This window comes from Acinetobacter sp. SFB (assembly GCF_001647545.1).
Classification (GTDB): domain Bacteria; phylum Pseudomonadota; class Gammaproteobacteria; order Pseudomonadales; family Moraxellaceae; genus Acinetobacter.
The window spans coordinates 41,381-66,316 of sequence record NZ_LSZH01000013.1; the positions used below are offsets into that span (position 1 = coordinate 41,381).

A 24,936-nucleotide genomic window follows, 5' to 3' on the forward strand; every position below is an offset into this window, starting at 1 on the left:
GGTTATTTCGTATAAGCTGTATTATGTTAATTTTAGAAATTCTTACTCTTTAGCTAACATAAGCTTCAGTTGATATCACTTGAGCATATGCAAATTCAAAAGCGGCCATTAATGTTGCATGGACATGGCTAGCAGGTACTTTGACGTCATTAAATTCTAAGTCGAGTGTTGCACAAGCATCATGAATAACTTTTACCTTATAACCAAAATCAGAAGCAGCACGTACAGCAGCATCAACACACATATGGCTCATAGCACCAATGATGACTAATTCAGTTACGTCATTTGTATCTAAGACTTGTTTGAGATTCGTATTTAAGAATGAGTTGACGTAATTTTTAACAATTACGGTTTCATCTGCTTTTGGCTTAACGGTATCTTGAAACTCAATACCATTTGAATCAGGTTCAAATGCAGGAAATTCATTATTAGCAAAAATATGTTGGACATGAATTATTTGAGTGCCTTGTTCACGGGCTTTAGCAATTACTTTCACTGCATTAGCAGCGGCTTGTTCAATATTTACCAATGGTAATTTACCTGTAGGTAGATATTCATTTTGTAAGTCGATAACTAATAAAGCTGATTTTGACATATCTGTTCCTTTACTTAACTCATATTTATTTTGTTCTACTTAGGATTTTAAAGAAGTGGAAGCATTCCACTTCTTTAAGTTACTTTAGAAAGAAAGTGTTTCACCATCGATAGGAATTAAAACATTATCTTGGATTCCTTTGTCTTTTACATATTCTGCAAGCTGAGCACGTGTTACCGACATGTGGTTAATGGCATCCATATGAACAGCAATAATTTTGGCATTTGGTGCTTTCTGAGTTGCGCGATAAGTGTCTTCTTTACCCAGAATAATGGATTCTTTAAAGCCATTAACCAAGGCGTTACCTGTATTCAATACAATCACATCAGGTTTAAATTTTTGAATCGTTTGATCAACTTCAGAATGCCAAATGGTATCACCAGCTACATAAACCGTTTCATGGCCAGCAGCTTCAAATACCACACCCATTGCTTCGCCTAATCCAGCTTTAAGCTTAGGAATACGGTACATGGCATCAGTACCGTGTTGACCACCAGTTTTATTGAGCTTAATCCCTTCAAAAGTCGCTTGCGTTAATACACGAACATCTTTGAAGCCTTGTGACTGAATGACTTTTTGGTCTTCTGTATTTTGTACAAACAAAGGTATGTTTTTCGGAATAGTCGCTTGTGCTGCATCATCCCAATGATCTAAATGGGTATGGGTCACGATTACCGCATCTACACCTTCTAAAATCGTTTCAGGCTTGATAGGCAAATCGACTAATGGATTGCGTAAATAGCTACGATGAGTATCAGGAAATCCTTCATAGAAGCCCTTTTTCGCAAACATTGGGTCAATTAAAAAAGTTGTATCAGCATAGGTTACTTTAACCGTTGCATTGCGAATTTCTTGTATATGCGTAACTTTAGAGGTATCTCGCTGAACCACATTATCATTCGCATATAAATGGACTGAAGCTATTGCCAGAGACAGTGTAATAACAGAGCTACTTAAAATTTTATTCATGTTCTAGATCCAACCATTTAGTCATACTTAGATCATGATAGAAATCATCAAACAAAAAAATTGTCCTTAAGGACAATCATCGAAACTATTGGGACAACATGCTATATTCATTATTTTAGAGAGGTAAGTTTAATGGCTATTCCAGTGATTGGATTGTTCGTTTATCCCAATATAAATCCATTTCACTTCTCTATCCCCCACATTATCTTCAATATCAAAATTGAAGATAAGCCATTATTTGACCTTAAAATCTTTTCTATAGATGGCCAACCCGTAAAAACAGAACAGTCTATGATAATTATCCCTGATGGTGGGATCGAACTCATTAAAGAGTCGGATCTTATTATTATTCCTGGATGGGATGATTTTAATCACAAGCCTGAACAGGTACTTATCGATGCTCTAAATTGTGTATATCAGACTGGAATTAGAATTGTAGGGTTATGCTATGGAACTTATGCATTGGCATATGCTGGTTTGCTCGACCATAAAAAAGCCGCTACGCACTGGATGGCTGAACAAGATTTTAGTGAGCGGTTTCCACAGGTTCAGCTTGATAATGATGCCCTGTATGTAGAAGACCAAAGGATCGTAACCTCTGCTGGAACAGGCGCAGCGTTAGACTGCTGCTTGTACTTGGTACGTGAAATTTATAATGCACAAATTGCGAATAAAGTATCTAGAGTAATGGTAATTCCGCCTCACCGTGAAGGTGGGCAAGCTCAGTTTATTGAACAGCCAGTAGCAGAATCGAGCCAAGATGCACAAATTAACCTATTACTTGATTTTTTAAGAAAGAATTTAGCTGTACAACATAATATTGAAAGCCTGATTGAACGAACACATATGACACGTAGGACATTCACACGGCATTTTAAGAAAGCGACAGGTATGACATTAGTGGATTGGCTAAATACTGAAAGAATCAGATTAAGTTGTGAATTATTAGAAACGAAAAACTTGTCTATCGAAAAGATCGCTGAGCTTTCAGGTTTTAATAATACAGTGTCATTTAGAAAGAAATTTCGTGAAAAATATAACACCAGCCCTCAGGCATGGAGAAAAGCTTTTGGAATCATTAATGAGAATAATCCGCCCCATTTAACATAATGGCGCTTATATGAAACGAGGACTCTAGATCCCCATTTTTTTAAGCTTCGTATAAAAGATTAATCGTAAATTTGCCAAGATGGGCTTTAATCCCAAGGATCTACACCGGACTGTCACTGAAACAGCCTAGGAATTAGATGATATTTTACCTGGCGTGAACCCCGCAGAGTTACGAACAGCCTGACCATTACCATTACTTATGATAAATGTGTATACCTTCTGGAAAACACAGAAGAAAATCACAGGTTGATCGGCAAGTATCTTGAGTTTCTAGAATATCCGGATGGTACTGTAGCTATCATGCATGAAGGTCGGAAGATCAATTACAGCATCTTCGATAAATTAAGTCAGCTGAATCAGCGAGAGATCGTTGAGAACAAACGGTTAGGGGGCGTGTTCTGAATCATATCCAGCAACAGCATGAAGACTGAGAACAGCAAAACAAATGCAATCATTCTCAATCTATGCCACGTAGACGTACACAGAAAATAGCGCTTCAACAACGATATTGAATCCTGTGCTTGAGTTGGAAATGTCCCTATAGGACATTTCTATGTGGTTATTCAGTAGGATATTTCTACTTAGGAATAACACAAATTGCGTACACACTCACCGATTCACAATCATCCCTTTTAAAATCAGAGGTGCCTGCTTCTCAAACCACTGCTGAATTACACGTGAAGCTCGAGTATTCGGGCGTCGAATGGTATGCGCTAGCACCACGCTGCGCGAAAGCTCAGGCTCTACAATCAAACTTGCGGCTAAACGCTGCTGATTTTCCAAACCAAACAAACCTGAAGAAATGGCATAACCTCCACCCGCTGCCACAATCTCATGCTGTAAACGATTCGAGTCCGCTTCCACCACACAGTCAAATTTATAATCCATCTGCCGTGCCAACTGATCTAAACGAGCACGTAGCGGATGCGGACGGCTTGGAACAATGAGTGGTAAATCCTGTAAATCTCTCAGCTTAATGGTCGGCTGCTCCACCAAAGGGTCATTGGCTTCACCTACCAGCATTAGGCCAAACTCCGCAATCACCGCTTCTTCCGATTTAATCACCTCGCCTTCACGAAGCAGCAGCGCCATGTCGATGCGGCCTTCCTCAATCATTTCTTCTAAGTGAACATTTGCACCTTCACTTAAATGCAAATCAATACGAGGATAATTCTTTTTAACATAACTATAGAGTGCACCTGAAAGCTGGCGCACTAAAGCAGGTAATAAACCGACACGAACTTCCCCAATGGGTTGACCGCCATAAGTCCGGATATCATCTTCAATGGTACCGCACTCAATCGCCAGATTAATAATGCGAGGCAATAACTCATAACCCAGTTCGGTCAGAACCACACCGCGGCCTGTGCGTTTAAACAAGCGAGTTCCACACTGCTCTTCCAGTTGGGCAATATGCCTGCTGATCATGGACTGCGGTACATTAAAGGCATGCGCGGCTTTGGACAAGCTGCCCAGCTCTGCAACCTTAATAAAAACCAGCCATTTAGAATCCAGAATCGATTGCATGCATATTTCCCTATTGATCTTTCATATGTAGAACCAATCAAATCCCCAGATTGGTTTGGCTATTTATACCGAACTTAGGGCCAAAAGGCTCTTTAAATTGGTATGAATATCCGCAACTTGATGCTTACTTGGCGTAATACCTGCTTCAAGCAACTTACGCGCCATCATATGATCTACAGGTTGATTAACCGAATCAATGGCAACAAGTTTATCTTTAGCATAATGGAATACCGAAAAACGTCCGCTTTTCATGTCCCCACGAATCACATAATCACTGGTATCAAATGATAAACCGGTCATTTGCAGGCGGATATCACCTTGGTCTGTCCAGAACCAAGGTACATTTTTATAGTCTTCAGGCTGTCCTATGACAAATTTCGCTACAGTAATGGCCTGATCATTGGCATTTTGCACGGACTCTAAACGAATACGTCTATCCCCTGCAAAATGGTTTTCATGATTGGCACAGTCTCCAATCGCAAAAATATTGGCAATATTGGTTTGCATGGTACGGTTGACGCTGATGCCATTATCACATTGAATACCGGCCTGTTCTGCAAGCTCGGTATTAGGAATTGCACCCACACCGACCAATACCAATTCGGCGGGAATCACTCCATTGGCACAGCGTACGCCTGTGACTTTGCCATTTTCCCCGACAAATTCATTAATAAATGCACCTGTTTCAATCTGAATACCATTTTTACGGTGAATCTCGGCAATATAATCTGACACTAATGGCGACACGGAACGACCCAGAACACGTGGCATATGCTCAAGCACGGTAACATTTTTACCCAAACTTCGTGCGGTCGATGCCAACTCCAGACCAATAAAACCGCCGCCAATAATCACCACATTTTTAGTGCTATTCAGCGCTGTACGCAGCTGACGTGCATCCTGTAAAGTCCGCAGGCTCATCACGCCTTGCAGTTCCGTACCGGGTAAAGGCAACTGACGCGGACGCGTACCCATGGCCAAGACCAAATAATCATATTCAATCAGATCGCCATGATAGAGCTTGATCACGTTTTCATCGGGATCAATTTCACTGACCGCAGTATTTAAACGCAAATCAATCTGGTATTTTTCATAAAAGTTTTCTGGCTGTAGACACAGTTTGGACAAGTCCAGCTCATCTGCATCTTTAATAAAGCTTTTCGACAATGGTGGACGGTGATACGGCAACTCAGACTCATTGCTGATCAGGATAATGTCACCATTAAACTGTTCGTGGCGCAGTGCTTTGGCGCAGGCACAGCCGGCATGTCCACCGCCAATGATGACGACTTTTTTATTTTTATGCATAGTGATTTCACTCCATGAAAATCATTTAAGATTTAAAAAAATTCTTCAGCTGAGTCGCGACTTGATCAGGCGCTTCAAAGTTGCAGATATGTCCACTGCCTTGAATGATGTTGAGCTGTGCATTCGGTAATTGCGCTGCCATGGCTTGCATATCTTCCACCGGCCCACCGCCATGATCATGTTCAGCGGCAAGCAATAATACCGGTGCTGTGATTTGTCCCAATTGTTTGGAAAAATCCATTTCAATAAACGCATTTACATACGCGCAATAGCCTTCGACGGTGGTGCGTTTAATCATGGCGCGTAATTGCTGATCCACTTCGGGATGCAACTGGCGGAAGTCGTCAGACAGCCAGCGGTCAACCGTAATATCACCCAATTTATCCAAGCCATTGGCCCGTGCTTTGGCACAGCGATCACGCCAAAAATCATGGCGGTCATTGGGTTGGCGTGGTCGGCAGCAGCAGGCCACAATTTTTTCAATCCGCTGGGGATACGTCACTCCCAAAGATAAAGACACCGAGCCACCAAAACCCAAGCCAACCACACTACTTTTTTCAATCCCGAGATGATCCCACAGTGCAATCACCCCATCTACAATGGCTTGATAGGAACAGGGTTCTGGCGGTAAGGGACTGAGATTATGCCCCCAAGGGTCAAAAGTCAGCACCTGATAATCTGCTGCCAGTATTTCAGCATGTACCGCCCAAAAGCTTGCATCATTGCCTATACCGGGGATAAAAGTCACCCAAGGTGCATCTGGCTTGCCTTGAACCTGATGATGAAATAACGGGAATGACCTCATGTCAGTTGAACTCCACTCATATCTTGTTTTCAGCTAATTAAACAAAAATGAGCAATCCATCCAAGCATTGAAATCCTAAATCAGATATCCATAAAATGCATAACTGATTTATGGCTTAGATGCTATTTTCACATGCCCATGCTTCGTAGAGTAAGGACCAAGGAATGTAAAACTTTGGTCATGACCAATGGAGTATGAGATGACTGTAGCAAAAGATTTTAAAATAAAAGGCTTAGACCGTATACGTTTTGGTGTTGAACAGTTAGAAGATGCCCTTCGCTTTGCAGATGATTGGGGCTTAACGCAAATCGAAAGTGATCACAATGACAGCTACCTTTTTGTGACCATCGACAATTCACAAGTGGAAATCTTTCAAGCAGACCCATCAAATCCTGCCTGCACACCCATTGGTAGTCCAAGCGGGATGTGTGAAATGGTTTGGGGTGTTGAAGACCAAGCCAGCCTTGATGCGATTGCTACGGAGCTAGGTCGCGACCGTGAAGTGATAATTGATGCCGATGGCACCGTACATAGTCAAGATGACTTAGGCATCCGCATTGCTTTTCGTATTGCACAGCGCAGTTATGTGCCATTTTCCGATACCCAGTTTAACTCGCCTAGCCAACCGAAACGTGTGAATAGCCGTGCACCGCGTTATAACAAAGCGCAGCCTTATGAAATCAGTCACCTCGCAATTGGCGTTGATCATGCCGGTGATGCCGTAAAATTCTATTTAGAACGCCTTGGCTTTTTAGTCTCCGATCGTTATGCCGACCGCGGTGTGTTTATCCGCTGTTCAGCCGAAGGTAACCATCACCATCTGTTCTTTATGAATGGCAAAGCACAGGGTACGCGCTTCAACCATCTCGCATTTAAAGTCCGTGATATTCATGAAGTCATTTTTGGTGGACAGCACATCGACAGCCAAGGCTGGACCACATTTGCCGGCCCAGGACGACACCGTGTCTCTTCTGCATGCTTCTGGTATTTCCTCAGCCCATTTGGCGGTGCTTGGGAATATGCAGCCGATGAAGACATTGTCACTGAAGATTGGGAATCGACAGACTTTGCCGCCGAAGCGCACATCTTTACCGAATGGACCTTTGGCTTGGAAAAATCGGATGGCACCCTGCGCGGCCCGATCTCACAAAGTAAAGCGCAAGCCCTCGAAGACTAAGGCTGCATTTTTGAGAAAGGACAAAATTATGAATGCCATTGTTCATACCGAAGCAGAACATTACTGGGTACAACTGATTCATTCAGATGTACGCATTATTCAAGGCAAATACAAAAGCCGTATTCTAGAGGCCGGAAATCCTGCTGCACCTGCCCTGTTTTTACTGCATGGCACGGGCGGACATCTGGAAAATTATGCCCGCAACATTCCTGCACTGGCAGAACATTTTCATGTCATTGCGTTAGATTTTATCTGGCATGGCCGTTCGCAGACCACAGGCTTTGATCACGAAGTCATTCCTGTACTGATTGATCAAATTTTGGATGTTATGCAGCAGCTGAATATTCCACGTGCCCATTTTGAAGGTCAGTCGATGGGCGGTTGGGTCGCGATGCAACTCGCAATTCAATACCCTGAAAAAGTCGATCGTTTGGTGCTCACTACGACTATGGGTTATCGCCCCAATGAAGGTGCAATTCCTGAGTATGTCGAACCGCATTGGGCAGCCAATTTGCCCAGTTCAATTGAAGTACTGAATAACCCCAGCTTTGACAATGTACGTACCCGAATGGCACGTATTTTAGCCCAGCCTGAACGCCTGACAGATGAAGCCATTCAGGTGCGTCAAGCGTTGTACCGTCAGCCCGCTTTAGCTGAAGTGCAGAAACTTTTTATTACCGAATATTTATCCGGTCAAAGCATTCAAAAACACACCGTGACCGACGCTTTAGCCAAACAGATTCAAGCCCCCACCCTGGTGTATTGGGGCGATGCCAACCGTACCCCCGCTGCTTTAGGTCAGCACATCGCAGACCAGGTTCAGCACGGTCAATTTTACTGTGCCGAAGATACCGGGCATTGGGCGCAATTTGAAAGTGCCGAGATTCATAACGTCGTCGTGACTGAATTCTTATTGGCACAAAAGGCTTAAAAACACATTGAATGGTTCAAATTTAAGGAAGAAAAAATGTCGAATGTTGATTTAACCGGTCGCTGGGAACTGGTGACTTTTGCCCAAAACTATGATGACGGGCGCCAAATATTGCCCATGGGTGATGCACCGCAAGGGATTATTCAATACACCGCAGACGGCTTTATGAGCTGCATGATCTGCCGACCAGATCGTGCCAACTTTAGCACCGGTGGTCAATGGAATGCCTCTGATGCAGAAAAAGCAGGCGCGTATAACAGCATGATGTCTTATGCCGGACGCTACAGCATCGAGAATGACACGGTGACCCATTTTGTAGATTTAAGTCTTTTTCCGAACTGGATTGGCGGACAGCAAAAACGCAGCTTTCAATTTGATGAGCAGGGTCAACTTAGCCTAACAGCTCGCCTAGAAGAAAATACCTCTGAAGCCCGTACAGCCCTGTTGCTGTGGAAACGCGGTTAACTTGTTATAGCTTTCTTTAAATTTTCAAGGAATGAATATGAATACGATGACAAATCCTGAAATTGGTAAAAGCGTTCAGTGTGGTGCCATTCAAACCAATTATCACGATATCGGGCAAGGTGAACCTATTTTGCTTCTCCATGGTTCAGGACCCGGTGTCAGTGCATGGGCAAATTGGCGCCTGACTATTCAAGCGCTGCAAAATGATTACCGTCTATTGGCACCAGATTTTGCCGGCTTTGGTTACAGCACCTTTCCTGAAGAGATCACCTTCAACCGCGATACGTGGCTGAAACAGATGGTGGATTTTCTCGATGCACTGGGACTAGAAAAAGTCAATGTGATTGGCAATTCCTTTGGCGGATCAATGGCTTTAGCTTTGGCCATTTATCATCCTGAACGCGTGAATAAACTGATTTTGATGGGCAGTGTCGGTGTTCCGTTTGAACTCACCGCTGGGCTTGATGCCGTATGGGGCTACACCCCGTCGTTTGAAAACATGCAAGCGATTATGAAAATCTTCGCTTACAACCAAAATTTGGTCGGCGATGATCTGGTGCAAATGCGTTATATCGCCAGCACCAAGGAAGATACCCGCAGTGCTTATGAACGTATGTTCCCTGCTCCACGCCAGCAATGGGTCGAAGCGATGTCTCATTCTGAACAGGCCATTCGTCAGATTAAACAGCCAACCCTAATGGTACATGGCCGTGATGACAAAGTGATCCCACTCTCGACTTCACTCACCATGTTGAACTGGATTGAAAGCAGCCAATTACATATTTTCAGCCAGTGTGGTCACTGGACCCAAATTGAACATGCAAAAAGTTTTACTCAGTTAGTCGCTAACTTTTTAAAAGCATAATGAATCAAGGAAGACTCAGATGACTCAAAAATCTGCCGCTGCCGGCAAAAAAGCCCTGATTATAGGTGCAGGAACAGCAGGTATGGCATCTGCCATTACCCTGTCTCGGATTGGGATCGACATTGATCTTATTGATATCAATCCAAACTGGGGCGCACTTGGTGCGGGCTTAACCATTACTGGACCAACTTTACGTGCACTGAAACAGCTTGGCGTATATGACGAAGTCACTGAACAGGCATATGTTGGCGATGGTATCCAGGTCTGTGACCCACAAGGTAATCCGCTACGTATTTTACCTACACCGATGCTTGAAGGCTCAGACACAGCTGGCAGTGGTGGCATCATGCGTCCAACCATGCATTCGATCATGCATAAATATGTCAAAGATGCTGGTATTCAAATGCGTTTGGGGCTGACTGCTGATGCGTTTGATCAAGATGATACGGGCGTAACCGTGACATTCAGTGATGGTTCAACGGGCCGTTATGATTTTGTCCTTGGTTCAGATGGCGTACTGTCAAAAACCCGCCAACTGCTATTTCCTGATGCACCGAAAGCCGAATATACCGGTCAAAGCTGCTGGCGTTTATTTTTAAAACGTCCAGCATCGGTTGAACGTCGCACCTATTTCTTGGGTGGGCCTGTCAAAGTCGGTTTTACCCCCGTGTCTAAAGAGCATATGTACATGTTCTTACTCGAACGCTGCCCGCAACGCTGGCAAGAGCCAGAAGACAACTACAAAAACTTAAAACAATTGCTTGAAGGCTATGACGGTATTCTGGCGGACATTCGTGAATCTTTAACTGAAGCAGATAATCCAAACATCAATTTCCGTCCACTCGAGTGCTTTGACCTGCCGGGACCTTGGTATTTGGGCAAAGTTTTGCTAATTGGTGATTCTGCCCATCCAACCACACCGCAATTGGCCTCTGGTGCCGGTATGGGCATAGAAGATGCGCTAGTTTTAGCGGAAATTTTTGATAAACAAGCCAATGTCGATGCCGCTTTTGCTGAGTTTATGCAGCGCCGTGAACAACGCTGCCGTTTGGTCACACAAAGCTCGATGGAAATTGGACGTTTAGAACAGCAGCGTGCTCCAGTAGAGCAGCAAACTGCAATCGTCAGCCACGCGCTCGAAATTTTAAAAGAAGCGATTTAGTCCAAAGCCCCGAATAATTTGTTCGGGGCTTATTTTTTAAAACAACAATGATAGACAGCCGTCTAAGCAACAAGCTCAGTGAAGAGCTCACAATTATTTGCATGCTAAAGGAGCAGCATTATGGTTCGTATCGAAAGCAAGCGTGGGATGTTTGCACTCATGATGGCACATTGTGCCGGTATGCTAGATTTAGTCGCACTGCCAATTTGGGTGGGTACCTTAATTGCATATTATCAATTTGACCCTCAGCAAGCAGGTGGTTTAGCCACGCTGTTTCTGATTGGTGCTGCAGGTGCAAGTATTTTCTTTGCACCACGTTTTAACCGTGTACATGTCAAACTAGCTGCCGTTATAGGTTTTGCCTTAGCAGCACTCAGCTTTGTCATTGCTGGAATGAATACCAGTTTTCCAGTCTTGGCTGGCTTACATTTTATCGGGGGTCTTGCTGCGGGTACGGCACTCAGTGTGACGCATGGCACTATGGGGCATGCGATTAATCCACATCGTGTTTTCGGTTTTGCCGGCTTAGCCATTGGTATTTTTGGGGTAATCTTTTTAGGGGGTACACCAGGCGCGATTCAACAGTTTGGTGGTCAGAGCATGTTTTATGTCATGGCTGGTGTCATGCTTTTGGCAACATTGGCTTGTCTATTGTTCTTTCCCAAGCCGACCAAACCCGTCCCGTTTGATAATTTTGATCAAATTAAACATCTACCACCCCTGGGTAAACCAGTGTGGTTCTGTATGGTGGGTGTAGCACTGCTGGCAATGACCCAAGCCATGACTTTGAGTTTCTATGAACGAATTGGGTTAGAACGTGGCTTTAGCCGAGACATGGTCACTATGGCTTTGGTGATTTACGGTATCGTCACCATTTTTCCTGCACCGTTGGCTGCACTTTTACAAAATAAAGTGAGTGTCACTGCAATCATTGCTTTTGGTCCTATTTTCCAAGCCATCTTTGCGCTACTCACTACACAAACCCATCATTATTCCGTGTTTGCATTTGCGGGCCCGATGATGGCATTCACCATTTTATTTGTGCATACCTTTGCCTTTGGCTTATTAGCACGTTTAGACCCAACAGGTCGTGCTGTGGCGGGTACCCCTGCAATGCTCATGGTCGGTGCAGCAGTTGCGCCCTTTATTAGTGGCACCATCGTGAAGTTTATTGGCTTCGAAGCAATTGGTTATGCCTGCTGTATTATTGTTGCGGTACAAGTTTATTTGTTTAGTCAAACCCGTAAAGCGGTCTTGGCAGGTGAAACCAATATTCCAGTGGCAAAACTCGCAACCAGTGATCGCCGTCCTGCCATTTAATATATGGATATTCATTTAATTTTAGTGTTTATTTCATTTTGGTCAGGTTTTCCATGAGCCTGACTTTTTTATTTTCAACTTAAAAAAGCTAAAATACTGCGATTTTCTATAAAAGCAGAAGCTAAATCTCACTATCTAAATATTTGATAACTGATATCTTTTCCAATAAAAAGTTTTAAGCCTTTTGGCACTTGCCCCACCTATCTGTATATTTTATATTCAATGCGCTTCATTAAACTAAGCTACTATTTTTTAATATATTTTTAAATTTGGCTCTTGGTTAATGAATCCATACTTTATTTTAAGCTTAAGGAACAACCATGGAACTGAAAGGGATATTCAGCGCAGGATGTATTGTACTCTGTTCTGCTGCACTATATGCCAAACCCGCTTTAGATTTAACGGGAAACTGGAGAGTTATTGATGACAAAAGCGGCTTCACTTTGGTGAAAGTTAAAATCAGCAAAAATAGCAATTCTTTATACAATGGACATATTATCGAAGCATTTAATGCGCCCAATGTGCCGACACAGAATTTGAGCTCACTGAAAGGCTTTCACTTATTATTTGATTTAAAACCAGACCCAAATGATCCTTATAAATTTATCTCTGGGCAAGTGTTTGATCCTGCGGCTCAGCAGCGCTATAACATTAATGGCAAAGTCAGCCGCAATGGCAATACCCTGATTCTGCGCAGCCCTTCCGATGCAGAAAAAGCCAGCCGAAAACTGTCTTGGATCAGAATTCGTAATAGCAATTAATTTATAGCGCATAAAAAAAGCCTGTTTGATCCAGGCTTTTTTTATGCTTAATTATTATATATTTTTATAAATATGCCCTGGTCACCTGCTCAAAGCCCTTCGCCAACAACATACTTCGTTCGAGCATCGAACCACCTTCAATTTCCATACGGCCAATTTCACCCGATGTTTCAACCACAAACTGCGCACGTGCCAAGCGTTTTTGCATGAACTGCTCGAATACAGTTTCTAAATCATTCCCATATTCATCTAACAGTTTTGCCAAGACAATGGCATCTTCAACAGCCAATCCCGCACCTGAACCTAAATGCGGTGTTGTGGCATGTACAGCATCGCCAATGAGAATCGTTGAACCACGATGCCAGTTACTGTTTACCATCACACGCTCTAAAGGACGGTAAATAATTGGGGTATTTTCATCAATTGAGTCAATATAAGGTTTCAGCACAGCTTCGAACTCGTGCAGCAATTCTTTCGCCATTTTCGGCAATACTTCAGGTTCACGCCATACTTGGTCTTTGGGTACACACTCCATCATGTACATATACATTTGTGTTGGGCTACAAGGGTTAAAGCCTACTTTTATTTTTTCAGACTGGAACATACGTCCACGGACAATATCCTCTGGACGGTCAAACTGCAAACGCCAGCAGGCTTGCCCGGTATATTCAGGCGCTGCCAGTTCTGGCATAAGCAATTGACGCAGTTTAGAAAAGACCCCATCTGCGCCAATCACCAAATCATAATGCGCAGTCCGGCCACTTTCAAATTGCACAAAACTGCCCTGTTCTAAAGTACTTTGCAGACTCGCAACACTGTCTCCAAGAAAAACAGGAATATCGAGGGAACGAACCTTAGAAGATAAAATATCATGCAGTACAGGACGCAGAATTGCGCCCTCAGATGGGAAATCATCGGCAATTACACGCTTGGAGAGCACGGTGCGGATAAAATTGCCGTTTTGATCATAAATATCAACGCCATCATGTACAAAACCTTGCGCTGCAATTTCATCTTGCACCCCTAAATCACAGAGCGCACGCAAGGTCAGCACAGAAAGTGTTAAACCTGTGCCTAAAGCTTTCCAGTCTTCTGTTTTTTCAACCAGTTCGATGTCATGGTTGGACTGCTTAAGTTTAATGGCTGCCGCCATACCGCCAATACCGCCGCCTAAAACTAATATTTTCATATTCAATTCCTTGAGTGTGTTCCTGTTTAGCGCTGCCTGCGCTGTTTTTCATAAATAAATAGCTGAATGATTATTTCGTTCAGCCAGTCAAACCTAATGACCTTAAAAGCATTATTCTTTTGCAAAACCTGCAGAAGTATCTTTGTCTTCCGCTACATTTTCAGCAATATTTTTAATCAGCATACAAACGGTCATAACCACTGCCGGTATGGCCAATAGCATAAAAATTTGCGTCCAAGTCATGTTGTTATTCGCCATATAGCCCATGCACATGGTGCCGGCAACTGCGCCAAAACGGCCAATGCCGCACATCCATGACACACCCGTAGTTCTGGCTTCAGTCGGATAGAACTTCGCTGCCAAAACAGGCAAAGAAGACTGGGCCGTGTTTTGAAGCGTTCCAGCACTGATCATCAGTACAATAAACCCAGTTAAAGACCAATGTACTGCTGGGCCAATCATCGCGATACATATCGCTGTAAAAAAAGTGCAGGCGGCAATCACATAATTGCCGTTAAAGCGGTCCATCAACCAGCCATTCAGCATGGCCCCTACACCGCCCAATGCGAACAGGCCCGCTACAATCGGGCCTAAATGAGCAGGCATGCCCGCTTCTTTAAACAGCAGCGGCATCCAGTTGACAATACCGTAGAAAATCATCAAACCTGAAAAAAAACAGGTCCATAAACTCAGCGTGCCCACGGCATATTTAGCTGAAAATACGGTTTTCATCGCCTTGAATATGGAAGTAATGCAACTGCTGTGTTCCAGCTGAAAATGCTGTTGATTTGCCGATGGATTTATTTTGCCTAAGATCTGTTGAATGTGCTGTTCTTTTCCTTTTTTTAGCAATAGATAGCGCACTGATTCTGGCAAAAGTATCAGCATAAATATCATCAAAATAAAAGGCATTATCCCGCTGATCAGCAACATGCTTTCCCAGCCAAAGTGCGGAATAATATAAGCAGCCACAAAACCACCGACTGCTGCACCAATGGGAAAACCGCAATACATGGTGTTGACGATAAAGGCCCGTTTATGTACCGGACAATATTCTGAAAGCAGGGTTACGGCGTTGGGCAAAGCCGCGCCTAAACCTAATCCGGTAATAAAGCGCAGTATTTCCAGCTGGATCAGATTTTCTGCAAAACTGGATAGAATGCAGCCCACAGAAAAAATAAACACGGACACCAGTAATAATGTTTTGCGTCCAAACTTATCTGCTAATGGACCTAGAATGATTGCACCGATGGCAGCGCCAATGAGTGCAGCGCTGAGAAGCGGGATAATATCGGCCTTGCTGATGTGCCATTCACGGATTAAATCCGGGGCAATATAGCCCATGACTGCGGTATCCATACCGTCAAAAAAAGCCACCAAAAACATCATGGCAAAAATTAGGCTTTGAAAACCTGACCATTTTTGCTGATCCAAAAAAGTTTGTATGTGCATCTTTCTATCCTTATTGTATGCAGTGCAAACATCCATTTCTCGGTTCAGCATAGCCTAACCCTGTATCTATAATGATGGGTCAAGCTGGATATTAGATATATTTAAAATAGATAACATAGGTGAAAAAAAGCCGCCTTTAAAAGGCGGCAAACCAAGGAAACTGTGGTTTATGCAGCAGGTTGCATATTAAAAAATCGCTTCGCCGCGCGAATGGAAACATTGGTACAAAATACAAAAATCAGCATGGCTATGCTCAAATTCAGGAGCGCTGACCCAGGCAGGAAATTCAGCAATATTCCGCTGAGCAAGCCAAAGAAAAATTGCAGCCCGCCCATCAAGGCGCTAGCCGAACCGGCCTGTCTACCTTGCTGTGACATTGCCAGAGCTGTCGAGTTCGGTGCAGTCAGACCAATGCCTGCAACAGCTAAAAACAAACCGGCTAATACCAATGGCAGACCTGCTTGCGGCAGTAATGCAGCAATGAACAGTAACAATACGCCAAAAATTTGCACCATACCGCCCATACCCAATCGTTGCAGCACAGAATATTTATGTTCCAGCTTATGATTCATGGCAGACAAAAACATAGTCCCGACTGCATTCAAACCAAAAGCATAAGCAAATTGCTGTTCATTCAAATGATAGCTGTCCATTAACACTGTCGATGCTGCATTGATATAACAGAACAATACACCAAAACTGAAACAGCCAGCGAGCATGGGAAAACGGTAGCTTGGATCCTGATAAATTCTTATATACAGCTGGAATACGTGCTTGAAGGAGAGCTTTAAACGCCGATCTGCCGCTAAGGTTTCTTTGAAACCGAAAATCACCCAGACCAGACTAATTACACCTAATAGTGATAGAGCAATAAAAATAGCATCCCAATGGAAAAACAGCAGCAGCCAAGCACCTAAGGTCGGCGCGATCACAGGCGCAACTCCCATCACAATCATCATACTGGCAAAGGCCTTGGCAGCAGAGTTGGTATCCAGCACATCACGAATGGCAGCTCGGGCTAATACCAAGCCCACACAACTTCCTAAAGCTTGTAATACACGAACAATCAGTAATGTCTGCAAATCATCTGCATATATGCACAATATACTGGCAACAATATGCAGGCTAAGACCAAAAATCAGCGGTATTTTCCGGCCTATGCGGTCACTAATCGGGCCATAAATGAGTTGTCCAATGGCAAGCCCAAAAAAGTAAGCTGGCAATGAACTTGATACCAAGAGTGTTGAAACTGAAAATTCTTTTGCCATATCCGGTAATGCTGGCAAATACATGTCTGTGGATAGCGGCGCAATTGCTGTTAATAGCGCCAAAAGTAAAATCCAACTCAGGCTATATTTTTGTGCAGTCACAGCTTGTGTCATGCGGTATATCCTTTTTTTGGCAGCACCGATCCATGGACCTGTTTGCAAGATCCTGGAATATTGTTGTTTTGCGTTCTAGTGAGTAAGAACAGCTCGATTCAACAAGCCTTGATCTGCCACAATAGTCTGCCCGGTCATGACCTTATTCTGCTTTGAAGCTAAAAAAGCATACAACGCACCATAGTCTTCTGCATCAGGCAATTCCTGCAGCAAACTAATAGACTGGAATAAATTTAAAAAAGCATCTTTCGGAATATCAGATTGTTTTTGATGTTCTAGATTCAAAGCTTTCGGACCTTTGAGCTGGCTATTGCCAATAGCGGCGGGTGCCACACCATTCACCCGTATTTCAGGCGAAAACTCAAATGCAAGCTGCTGAATCAAGCTGCGGATTGCACCCTTGGTGGCTGTATACACTGCACCGCCGCCATCTGCAGCATAGGCAGCTGTAGACGTCGTAAAGACCATTGCACCATGATTTTCCTTTAATACATCTGCAAAAACATGCGCAGTCAGCAAATAGCCTTTTACATTGACGTTAAATAATTCATCAAATAATTGATCTAAATGTTGAAGCTCCATGCTTGCTATAGGCAAGTTGCCATCAAAAATACCTTGTGCCCCTATCACAGCGTCAAGCCTATGATATTTATTTAAGATTTCTTTCTTACACTGGACAAGATCAGTCGCTTTAGTCACATCACAACATAAAATCAAATCGTCCTGATCGAATTTTTGAGCTATCTCATTAAGTTTTTCTACTGCAACATCTGTCACAATAACTTTAGCCCCTTGTTTTTTACAATATTGTGCAATACCCAAACCGAGACCAGAGCCTGCTCCCGTCACCAAAACGACATGATCCTGTAACAACATGCTTTTTCCTTTAATAAAAGAGCTGCTTCAAATCAGCTCTTTAAATCCAATTTTAAAATTCAGCAGGGATATTTGCTGGTTTTGGTTTATTTTTCATAAAAACGGGTACAGAAATATTTAAGGCAAAGCGCCCATCATTACTGACGGCATTTTGAGTTTCGATATCTTTAGACCAACTCAACCCAACAAATAAACCGCGACCGAAGTCTTTCAATACTTGAACACCCAGTCCCATTTGTCGTGCTTTACCACTGGTTGTACCATAATAAGCCGTACCGTTATTTTCATCACTGGTGACTTGCTCACGTATATAGCCAATTGGACCCACCTGTAAGCCTGGGTAAATAAAATCAACTTTTTTCAGCACTGTAGCATCAAAAAACAATTCATCCCCAGAGTCATATTTAGTCTCATCATTTTCAAAATTATAAAAATAATGTGATTCTAATGAAATGTTCCAATTCTGATTCATTAAACTATAACCAACACGAGGGTTAAGTGACCAATATTCGCCACTGGTATTGGTGCCCCCTAAACTCCACGAACCTGTTGTGGTAATTGCTCCCAAACCTGCACTGACAAATTGTCCGGGACTTAATGTCCATGAAATATCTGCAAAATGTACATCAATATTGGCAATATTATTATTCGAATGTGTTCCCACCTCTCCAAGCATTGGACTGCTAATCTCTTCTTCTGCCATGATAAATGGAATTGCCAACCAAGCACGATAGTCGCCACCTAATACTTGGAATCCAGGCGTATAAATAAAAATTGATGTCGATGCAGGTGCATTCAATTTCAATCCCATGTTATCGCCATTATCATCCTTGAGTTGCCCATTTAAGTGTTTAGTTGAGCTGGTATAATATAAACCCGGCGGTAAGGAAACACTTAAAGGAATACCCATGGTATTACCTGCTGGCGCTTGTGGTGCTGCCCCTGGCTCTAAAGCCATAACCGTTTGTGAAATACATAAAGATAACAGACTGAAAGCACAGACGTGCTTAGCTTGTTGTTTTAACATTGCCTACTCCATTAGGGCTATTTATTCCAATACCTAAACTATTGAAATGAACGCAATGAAGTCACCAAAAAACAATGAAAGCAGTTATCAAATTTATAGATACCATACTACTTCCAAGAAATTTAAAATTACATGCCTAAGCCCTTCAATTTAAGCGGGTTAAAATTATAGATCAGCTAATAAAGCTATTTACCCTTTATGATAAGTAAAATTATCATTGGTCGTAGTATTTATAAATTAGCTAAGCTTTGTAGTTAGTATGGAAACGAATATTTAATTTTCTTCGCCTTTGTAAATATGGGAGAAGTTATAATCTACTCAATTATGCGTACGTATACGTACATATGCGTTTTTATAGGCAATAAAAAAAACCTTAATTCCATTGGAATTAAGGTTTTAGATTTCACATAACAATAATATGAATAAAAAAATTGGTGGGCCCAGACAGACTTGAACTGTCGACCAACGGATTATGAGTTCTTACTTCACTATATTTATTAGCGTTTATTAGAGTTCCTCTATTGCTTTAATTTAATGATATACATAGAATTATAAAAAAAACCAATCTATTTTGAGTTGATAAGAAAACCTTAAAATTGATTCTATCTGCTACCTATTTGCTACCTTTTTTTATGACAACTACAACATTTAAATTTACAACAACTCGACTTGCACAATGCACCTGCCCTTCTGAAAAGGATTATGTAATTTATTGGGATGAATTAGTGAAAGGATTAGGCTTGAAAACTTATACCTCCTCTAAAAAATCATTCCTATTTCAGTCTCGTTTAGGTGGTAAAGTCATCAAAATAAGTATTGGTTCATTTGCAACCTGTACGATTGATCAAGCACGTCAAAAAGCTAAAGAGCTCGATATCATGTATTCCAATGGAATTGATCCGAGACTTGAGAAAAAAAGACTCATTGCGAAAAATGAACAGGAAATCAAACAAAGTAAACGCAATAAACTCCTCTTTAAAGACGTTTGGGAAGATTATCTAGCAGCTAATAAATTTCGTTGGCGAGAAAGGACTTATAAGGATCATATTCGCTTAGCCTCTGGGAAAAATGAAATCAAGCTTGGCAAAAAAAGTTCTTTATCAAAACCACAACCCATATATGCCCTTTTAGATCTTCCTTTAAGTGAATTGAGCAGTATTATCCTTAAAGAGTGGTTAGATAAAGAAAATGAAACCAGACCTACATCAGCTGCACTTTCATATCGTCTGGTACGAGCTTGCCTGAATTGGGCTGAAGAACAAAGCTTATATACGGGGTTATTACCAGATAGATCTATTCATTCAAAAGCAGTCAAGCAATCTGTCGCATCTACTAAAGCAAAAAAAGACTGTTTACAGAAAGAACAACTACCAGCTTTCTTCAAATCAGTGCTTTCTTTACCAAACCAATATATGTCTGCATATATCCTTACTACATTAATAACAGGGGCTAGACGTAATGAGATTGCTACTTTGAAATGGAAAGACATAGACTTAAAATGGAATACAATGAAGATCGTCGATAAAATTGATGATGAAGGTCGTATTATCCCTCTTACACCATTTATCAAAAATCTTCTTCTGAATTTACCTAAGCTTAATGAATATGTTTTTTATTCTGAAAAGTCATCCACTGGTTATATAGTAGAACCTACGAAAAGTCTTAAAACCTCAGCAGCTAATGCAGGAATTGATGACTTATCAATTCATGGATTACGGCGTTCATTCAAAACTCTTTCAGAATGGATATCTTTACCTAGTGGTATCGTTGCCCAGATTGCAGGACATAAACCTAGCGGTACCGAAGAGAAGCATTACACTGTGCGACCAATCGATTTACTTAGAAAATGGCATACAAAATATGAAAGCTGGATGCTATCAGAAGCTGGTATTACACAACAATAATTGTAAAAATATTCTTTAAAAAGCGTTCTAAGGCCCTTTTTATTCACTTTACTTTTGCTTCGGACTTTTAGGCCTATCAGGAAGAGTACGTTCTATAAGCACTGCCTCTAATGCTGGATTTAGATAATTTTTTTTTGGAAAATGGTAAGATATGATCAATATAAAAGAGATATCAACTTAATTAGATAGCCTCAGTATTACTTGTTTTTTAATTTATTTCATATTTTAAAAAAATCATACTTAAAATATGATGGACTTGTATTCAAATACTGAATAGCCACCGATTTTGTAGACACCTTTTAGTCCACTTAATTTAAAAAAAACTAACTAGTACTTCTTAAATTGCTTATTTCTTTGTTCATGCTTCGATGCTTATATCTTCTTTAACATCAAAAAACATTTGATGGCCACGTATTCTTCCCTAATTATTGATCAGGAGCGGTGCCCATGTTGGAAGAAGAGCAAAGAATATTTGAACAAGACGGTGTTGTTGTTTTACGAGGCTTTTTTAAAGATTGGATTGATTTGCTTGAATCCGGTGTAAATGCAAATGAGCAAAATCCAGGTCAATGGTTTCGTGACTATACCCCTGGGCAAACTCAAGGCCGATTCTGGGCAGATTATTGTAATTGGCAACGTATTGACGCTTTCAATCAATTTGTCCAACAAAGTCCCGCAGCTGAGATAGTCAAAGCCTTAATGCAGTCTCAAAGTGTGCGCATGTTCCATGAACATGTACTGGTTAAAGGTGCAGGTTCATCCAAGGTCACGCCTTGGCATCATGATGCACCTTATTATCCGGTGGATGCTAAACAGACCTTAAGTTTATGGATTCCATTGGATCCAATTGCACGTGAATCTTCGATTGAATTTATCGCGGGTTCGCATAAGTGGGGCAAACACTTTAGACCCTTAAGCTTCAATGGTGAATATTATGATCATGGCGATACGCAAGAAGAGATCCTTCCCGATATTGATCATCACCGCGAAGATTACAATATTGTCGGTTGGGAACTACAACCAGGTGATGCGATTGCGTTTAACTACCTCACAATTCACGGAGCACCTGGTAATGCATCAACCCAACACTCAAGACGAGCCGTTTCTTTTCGCTTGTTAGGTGATGAAGCAGTCTATGTGAATCGTGGTGGCAAGACTTCTCCACAGTACCCGCAATATATTGGCAAACTTTCTATGGGTGATGCATTGCCTGAAGATGAGTTCCCTTTTGTAGCCTAAACTTTCACTCCACAATTGTTGTATTTCCCCTTTTGCACCGGTGTTCGTCCATTCGAACATTGGTTTTTTATTCTAAAATAATAAAAAAAGCCCAAAAATTTGGGCCTTTATCCCTGATCTGATGAAAGACTTAATCTTCAAAATGAATCACGGTACGAATCGATTTTCCCTCATGCATCAAGTCAAAGGCTTCATTAATCTTGTCTAAACCCATAGTATGGGTCACAAAAGGTTCCAGTTGAATTTCTCCTTTCATGGCATCTTCGACCATACCCGGTAGTTGAGTACGACCTTTAACCCCCCCAAATGCAGTTCCCATCCATTTACGACCTGTCACCAACTGAAATGGACGGGTTGAGATTTCCTGACCTGCCCCTGCTACACCAATAATAATCGACTGGCCCCAACCACGATGTGCAGACTCAAGCGCTGAACGCATCACATTGACGTTACCAATACATTCAAACGAGTGATCAACTCCCCAACCTGTCATTTCAACAATCACTTCCTGTACAGGCTTGTCATAATCTTTCGGATTAATAAAATCAGTTGCGCCAAATTCAGCTGCCAGCTTAAATTTTTCAGGATTGGTATCTACTACAATAATTTTTCCAGCTTTGGCTTGACGTGCACCTTGCACCACCGCCAAACCAATACCGCCTAGACCAAAGATTGCGACTGAATCCCCTTCTTGTACCTTAGCAGTATTATGTACCGCACCGATCCCTGTGGTAACACCACAACCCAGTAAACAAACATGTTCAGGATTCGCTTCAGGATTGACTTTAGCCAACGAAACTTCTGCGACTACCGTATATTCTGAAAATGTTGAACATCCCATATAGTGATAAATCGGCTGACCGTTATAAGAGAAACGTGTTGTACCATCAGGCATCACGCCTTTGCCTTGAGTCGCTCGTACCGCAACACACAGGTTGGTTTTACCTGATTTACAAAATAAACAGTCACCACATTCGGCTGTATATAAAGGAATAACATGATCACCAGGTGCCACGCTGGTCACTCCCTCTCCAACCTGTACCACGATTCCTGCCCCTTCATGCCCCAACACCGCTGGAAAAACACCTTCTGGGTCTGCGCCTGACAAAGTAAAGGCATCGGTATGGCATACCCCTGTATGGGTAATTTTTACTAATACTTCACCAGCCTTGGGTGGTTCAACATCAAGTTCTACAATTTGTAAAGGTTGTCCTGGCGCAAAAGCGACTGCTGCACGTGATTTCATGTTTAATCCTACTTATCCTTAATTTATTGTGTTGCTTTTCAAACTTAAGCCTTTCAATTAAAGCTTAAAACTTTAAACGAACAATAAAATTTTCATTAAAAAATCTCTTCACTTTTATATGAATTTCAGGCGGCTGAAGCAATTCGGTTTTTTTGATTCATACGTTCTGCTTATATGATTTTCACTATTCACCAGACCTACTTATATTGAATCCATCGAAACAGAATTCATTTTTTTTTAAGTTTTAGGCTTTCAAGAAAAGAAACCATAAACAGCAAACTGTCACAGTGGGCTTTGGAAATAGGATAAATAAGATGAAATTAGATAATTTAAATATCGATACTGTGGTCGTTGGTGCGGGGCAAGCTGGCGTTGCAATGAGTGAACATTTGTCCCTTTTAGGTATTTCACATGTGGTTCTGGAAAAGAACCGTATCGCTGAAGCTTGGCGTACACGCCGCTGGGATTCCCTGGTTGCCAATGGCCCTTGCTGGCATGACCGTTTTCCAAATATGGAATTTGATGCAGATCCAGATGCGTTTGTTCATCATAATCAAGTGGCAGATTACTTTGAAAAATATGCTAAAAAATTCAATATGCCGATCCATACTGGCGTGACTGTTCATAAAGTTTGCAAATCAGCGCATCAGTTAGGCTTTACCCTAGAAACTTCAGAAGGCACCATTTACGCACAACATATCGTTTCTGCTACAGGGGCATTCCAGAAAGCGGTTATTCCATCCATTGCACTCAAAAATCCTTCTTTCTATCAAATTCACTCAGATGACTATAAAAATCCGCAGCAACTGCCGGAAGGTGCAGTACTGGTCATTGGTGCAGGTTCATCTGGTGTACAGATTGCGGATGAACTGAACCGGGCCGGCAAGAAAGTTTATTTATCAGTTGGCCGTCATGAGCGCCCGCCTCGTACTTACCGTAACCGCGATAATGTCTGGTGGTTAGGTGTACTGGGTGGCTGGGACTTCATGCGTAGCGATACTGGTCCTTTAAAAGGTTTCGCAGTGAGTGGGGCACATGGGGGTGTCAATGTAGATTTCCGCGTATTGGCGAATCAGGGCATTACTCTGGTCGGTAGCACTGAGTCATTTGAAGATCAAACAATCAGATTCAAAGCCAACCTGAAATACAATCTGGATGAAGGTGATGCAGCACTCATGGCTTTCTATGATGAAGCAGATGCCTATATCGAAAATAACGGTTTAGATTTGCCCCCAGAGCCACAAGCACGCAAATTTCTAGCAAACCCCGAATGTGTTACCAATCCGATTCTGGATTTAGATATGCAAGTAGCCAACATCACTTCAGTGATTTGGGCATCCGGTTTTGGCTATGACTTTAGCTGGTTACAGGTAGATGCTTTCGATGAGTTGAATAAACCCATCCATAAACAAGGGATATCACCACAACGCGGTGTGTATTTCTTAGGTTTACCCTACCTGACCGGTCGTGGATCCAGTTTCATCTGGGGAGTATGGCACGATGCCAAACATATTGCTGAACATATCGATATCCAACGTAAATATCAGGAGTATCAAACTGATAAAAATTTGTTGAAACACTCAGCCTGAACCACTAATTATGGGCACATATAGGTTCAAGACTCAT

At 42.1% G+C, this 24,936-nt stretch carries 22 protein-coding genes and 2 pseudogenes; 12 read left to right on the plus strand and 12 right to left on the minus strand.

Translation table 11 applies throughout. From position 1 onward, the window contains the following. Positions 1–49: 49 nt before the first annotated feature. A complete protein-coding gene (locus AY606_RS09580; RefSeq protein ID WP_067867575.1) occupies positions 50–595 on the minus strand; it encodes a cysteine hydrolase family protein in 546 nt (181 codons plus the stop codon). A gap of 84 nt (positions 596–679) precedes the next feature. Continuing rightward, positions 680–1,564 carry an MBL fold metallo-hydrolase gene (locus tag AY606_RS09585; RefSeq protein WP_067867578.1) on the minus strand — a complete coding sequence of 295 codons (885 nt, stop codon included), beginning with the start codon at positions 1,562–1,564 and terminating at the stop codon, positions 680–682. A 132-nt stretch (positions 1,565–1,696) separates the two neighbouring features. Here AY606_RS09585 and AY606_RS09590 point away from each other — a divergent pair, with 132 nt between their 5' ends. Both AY606_RS09590 and AY606_RS15790 read left to right on the plus strand, forming a co-directional pair. After that, a complete protein-coding gene (locus AY606_RS09590) occupies positions 1,697–2,674 on the plus strand; it encodes a GlxA family transcriptional regulator (RefSeq protein WP_067867580.1) in 978 nt (325 codons plus the stop codon). 55 nt (positions 2,675–2,729) lie between these two features. Continuing rightward, positions 2,730–3,218, plus strand: a pseudogene (locus AY606_RS15790) (ISNCY family transposase); the annotation flags it as partial. Between the two features lie 65 nt (positions 3,219–3,283). On the opposite strand, the gene AY606_RS09595 reads toward AY606_RS15790, so the two are convergent. The 3 genes from AY606_RS09595 to AY606_RS09605 form a co-directional block, all read right to left on the minus strand. Then, positions 3,284–4,201 (minus strand): LysR family transcriptional regulator, encoded by a 918-nt coding sequence (locus tag AY606_RS09595; protein WP_067867583.1) that lies wholly within the window; start codon positions 4,199–4,201, stop codon positions 3,284–3,286. 63 nt (positions 4,202–4,264) lie between these two features. Further along, positions 4,265–5,509 carry an NAD(P)/FAD-dependent oxidoreductase gene (locus AY606_RS09600; protein WP_067867586.1) on the minus strand — a complete coding sequence of 415 codons (1,245 nt, stop codon included), beginning with the start codon at positions 5,507–5,509 and terminating at the stop codon, positions 4,265–4,267. Positions 5,510–5,534: 25 nt separating this feature from the next. After that, entirely contained in the window at positions 5,535–6,314 is a 780-nt protein-coding gene (locus AY606_RS09605) for an alpha/beta fold hydrolase (protein ID WP_067867589.1), read from the minus strand. Between the two features lie 199 nt (positions 6,315–6,513). Here AY606_RS09605 and AY606_RS09610 point away from each other — a divergent pair, with 199 nt between their 5' ends. The 7 genes from AY606_RS09610 (at position 6,514) to AY606_RS09640 (ending at position 12,995) form a co-directional block, all read left to right on the plus strand. Next, positions 6,514–7,491, plus strand: coding sequence for a VOC family protein (locus tag AY606_RS09610; RefSeq protein WP_067867591.1), 978 nt, complete (start codon positions 6,514–6,516; stop codon positions 7,489–7,491). A gap of 28 nt (positions 7,492–7,519) precedes the next feature. Further along, positions 7,520–8,422 carry an alpha/beta fold hydrolase gene (locus tag AY606_RS09615; protein ID WP_155858163.1) on the plus strand — a complete coding sequence of 301 codons (903 nt, stop codon included), beginning with the start codon at positions 7,520–7,522 and terminating at the stop codon, positions 8,420–8,422. A 36-nt stretch (positions 8,423–8,458) separates the two neighbouring features. After that, complete coding sequence (locus AY606_RS09620) at positions 8,459–8,887, plus strand: lipocalin-like domain-containing protein (RefSeq protein ID WP_067867594.1); 429 nt, start codon at positions 8,459–8,461, stop codon at positions 8,885–8,887. A 37-nt stretch (positions 8,888–8,924) separates the two neighbouring features. Continuing rightward, positions 8,925–9,752, plus strand: coding sequence for an alpha/beta fold hydrolase (locus AY606_RS09625; RefSeq protein WP_067867597.1), 828 nt, complete (start codon positions 8,925–8,927; stop codon positions 9,750–9,752). Between the two features lie 19 nt (positions 9,753–9,771). Then, on the plus strand, positions 9,772–10,914 hold the full coding sequence (locus tag AY606_RS09630; RefSeq protein ID WP_067867600.1) for an FAD-dependent monooxygenase: 1,143 nt from the start codon (positions 9,772–9,774) through the stop codon (positions 10,912–10,914). A 120-nt stretch (positions 10,915–11,034) separates the two neighbouring features. Beyond that, positions 11,035–12,234, plus strand: a complete 1,200-nt coding sequence (locus AY606_RS09635; RefSeq protein ID WP_067867603.1) for an MFS transporter — start codon at positions 11,035–11,037, stop codon at positions 12,232–12,234. Positions 12,235–12,554: 320 nt separating this feature from the next. Further along, a complete protein-coding gene (locus AY606_RS09640) occupies positions 12,555–12,995 on the plus strand; it encodes a DUF2147 domain-containing protein (RefSeq protein ID WP_067867606.1) in 441 nt (146 codons plus the stop codon). Positions 12,996–13,059: 64 nt separating this feature from the next. On the opposite strand, the gene AY606_RS09645 is transcribed toward AY606_RS09640, so the two are convergent. The 5 genes from AY606_RS09645 to AY606_RS09665 all read right to left on the minus strand — a co-directional run bounded on the left by AY606_RS09645 (position 13,060) and on the right by AY606_RS09665 (position 18,921). Continuing rightward, the gene (locus AY606_RS09645; protein ID WP_067867608.1) at positions 13,060–14,184 is read right to left on the minus strand and encodes an FAD-dependent monooxygenase; all 1,125 of its coding nucleotides are present in this window, start codon (positions 14,182–14,184) and stop codon (positions 13,060–13,062) included. Positions 14,185–14,295: 111 nt separating this feature from the next. Further along, positions 14,296–15,636, minus strand: coding sequence for an MFS transporter (locus AY606_RS09650; protein ID WP_212838725.1), 1,341 nt, complete (start codon positions 15,634–15,636; stop codon positions 14,296–14,298). Positions 15,637–15,803: 167 nt separating this feature from the next. Beyond that, positions 15,804–17,018 (minus strand): multidrug effflux MFS transporter, encoded by a 1,215-nt coding sequence (locus AY606_RS09655; RefSeq protein WP_067867611.1) that lies wholly within the window; start codon positions 17,016–17,018, stop codon positions 15,804–15,806. A 75-nt stretch (positions 17,019–17,093) separates the two neighbouring features. Then, positions 17,094–17,894, minus strand: coding sequence for an SDR family oxidoreductase (locus AY606_RS09660; RefSeq protein ID WP_249409239.1), 801 nt, complete (start codon positions 17,892–17,894; stop codon positions 17,094–17,096). 52 nt (positions 17,895–17,946) lie between these two features. Next, positions 17,947–18,921: a SphA family protein gene (locus AY606_RS09665; protein ID WP_067867613.1), complete on the minus strand. Its 975-nt coding sequence runs from the start codon at positions 18,919–18,921 to the stop codon at positions 17,947–17,949. Between the two features lie 632 nt (positions 18,922–19,553). Between AY606_RS09665 and AY606_RS09670 the strand changes: the two genes are divergently transcribed. Next, a complete protein-coding gene (locus AY606_RS09670; RefSeq protein ID WP_067867616.1) occupies positions 19,554–20,825 on the plus strand; it encodes a tyrosine-type recombinase/integrase in 1,272 nt (423 codons plus the stop codon). 48 nt (positions 20,826–20,873) lie between these two features. Here AY606_RS09670 and AY606_RS16795 read toward each other — a convergent pair. After that, positions 20,874–20,960 (minus strand): annotated as a pseudogene (locus AY606_RS16795) (Fic family protein); the annotation flags it as partial. 312 nt (positions 20,961–21,272) lie between these two features. Here AY606_RS16795 and AY606_RS09675 point away from each other — a divergent pair. After that, entirely contained in the window at positions 21,273–22,064 is a 792-nt protein-coding gene (locus tag AY606_RS09675; protein WP_067867618.1) for a phytanoyl-CoA dioxygenase family protein, read from the plus strand. 130 nt (positions 22,065–22,194) lie between these two features. Here AY606_RS09675 and AY606_RS09680 read toward each other — a convergent pair whose 3' ends face one another. Beyond that, the gene (locus tag AY606_RS09680; RefSeq protein ID WP_067867620.1) at positions 22,195–23,310 is read right to left on the minus strand and encodes an S-(hydroxymethyl)glutathione dehydrogenase/class III alcohol dehydrogenase; all 1,116 of its coding nucleotides are present in this window, start codon (positions 23,308–23,310) and stop codon (positions 22,195–22,197) included. Positions 23,311–23,624: 314 nt separating this feature from the next. On the opposite strand from AY606_RS09680, the gene AY606_RS09685 reads away from it, so the two are divergent. Further along, the gene (locus tag AY606_RS09685) at positions 23,625–24,899 is read left to right on the plus strand and encodes a flavin-containing monooxygenase (protein ID WP_067867624.1); all 1,275 of its coding nucleotides are present in this window, start codon (positions 23,625–23,627) and stop codon (positions 24,897–24,899) included. Positions 24,900–24,936 lie beyond the last annotated feature (37 nt).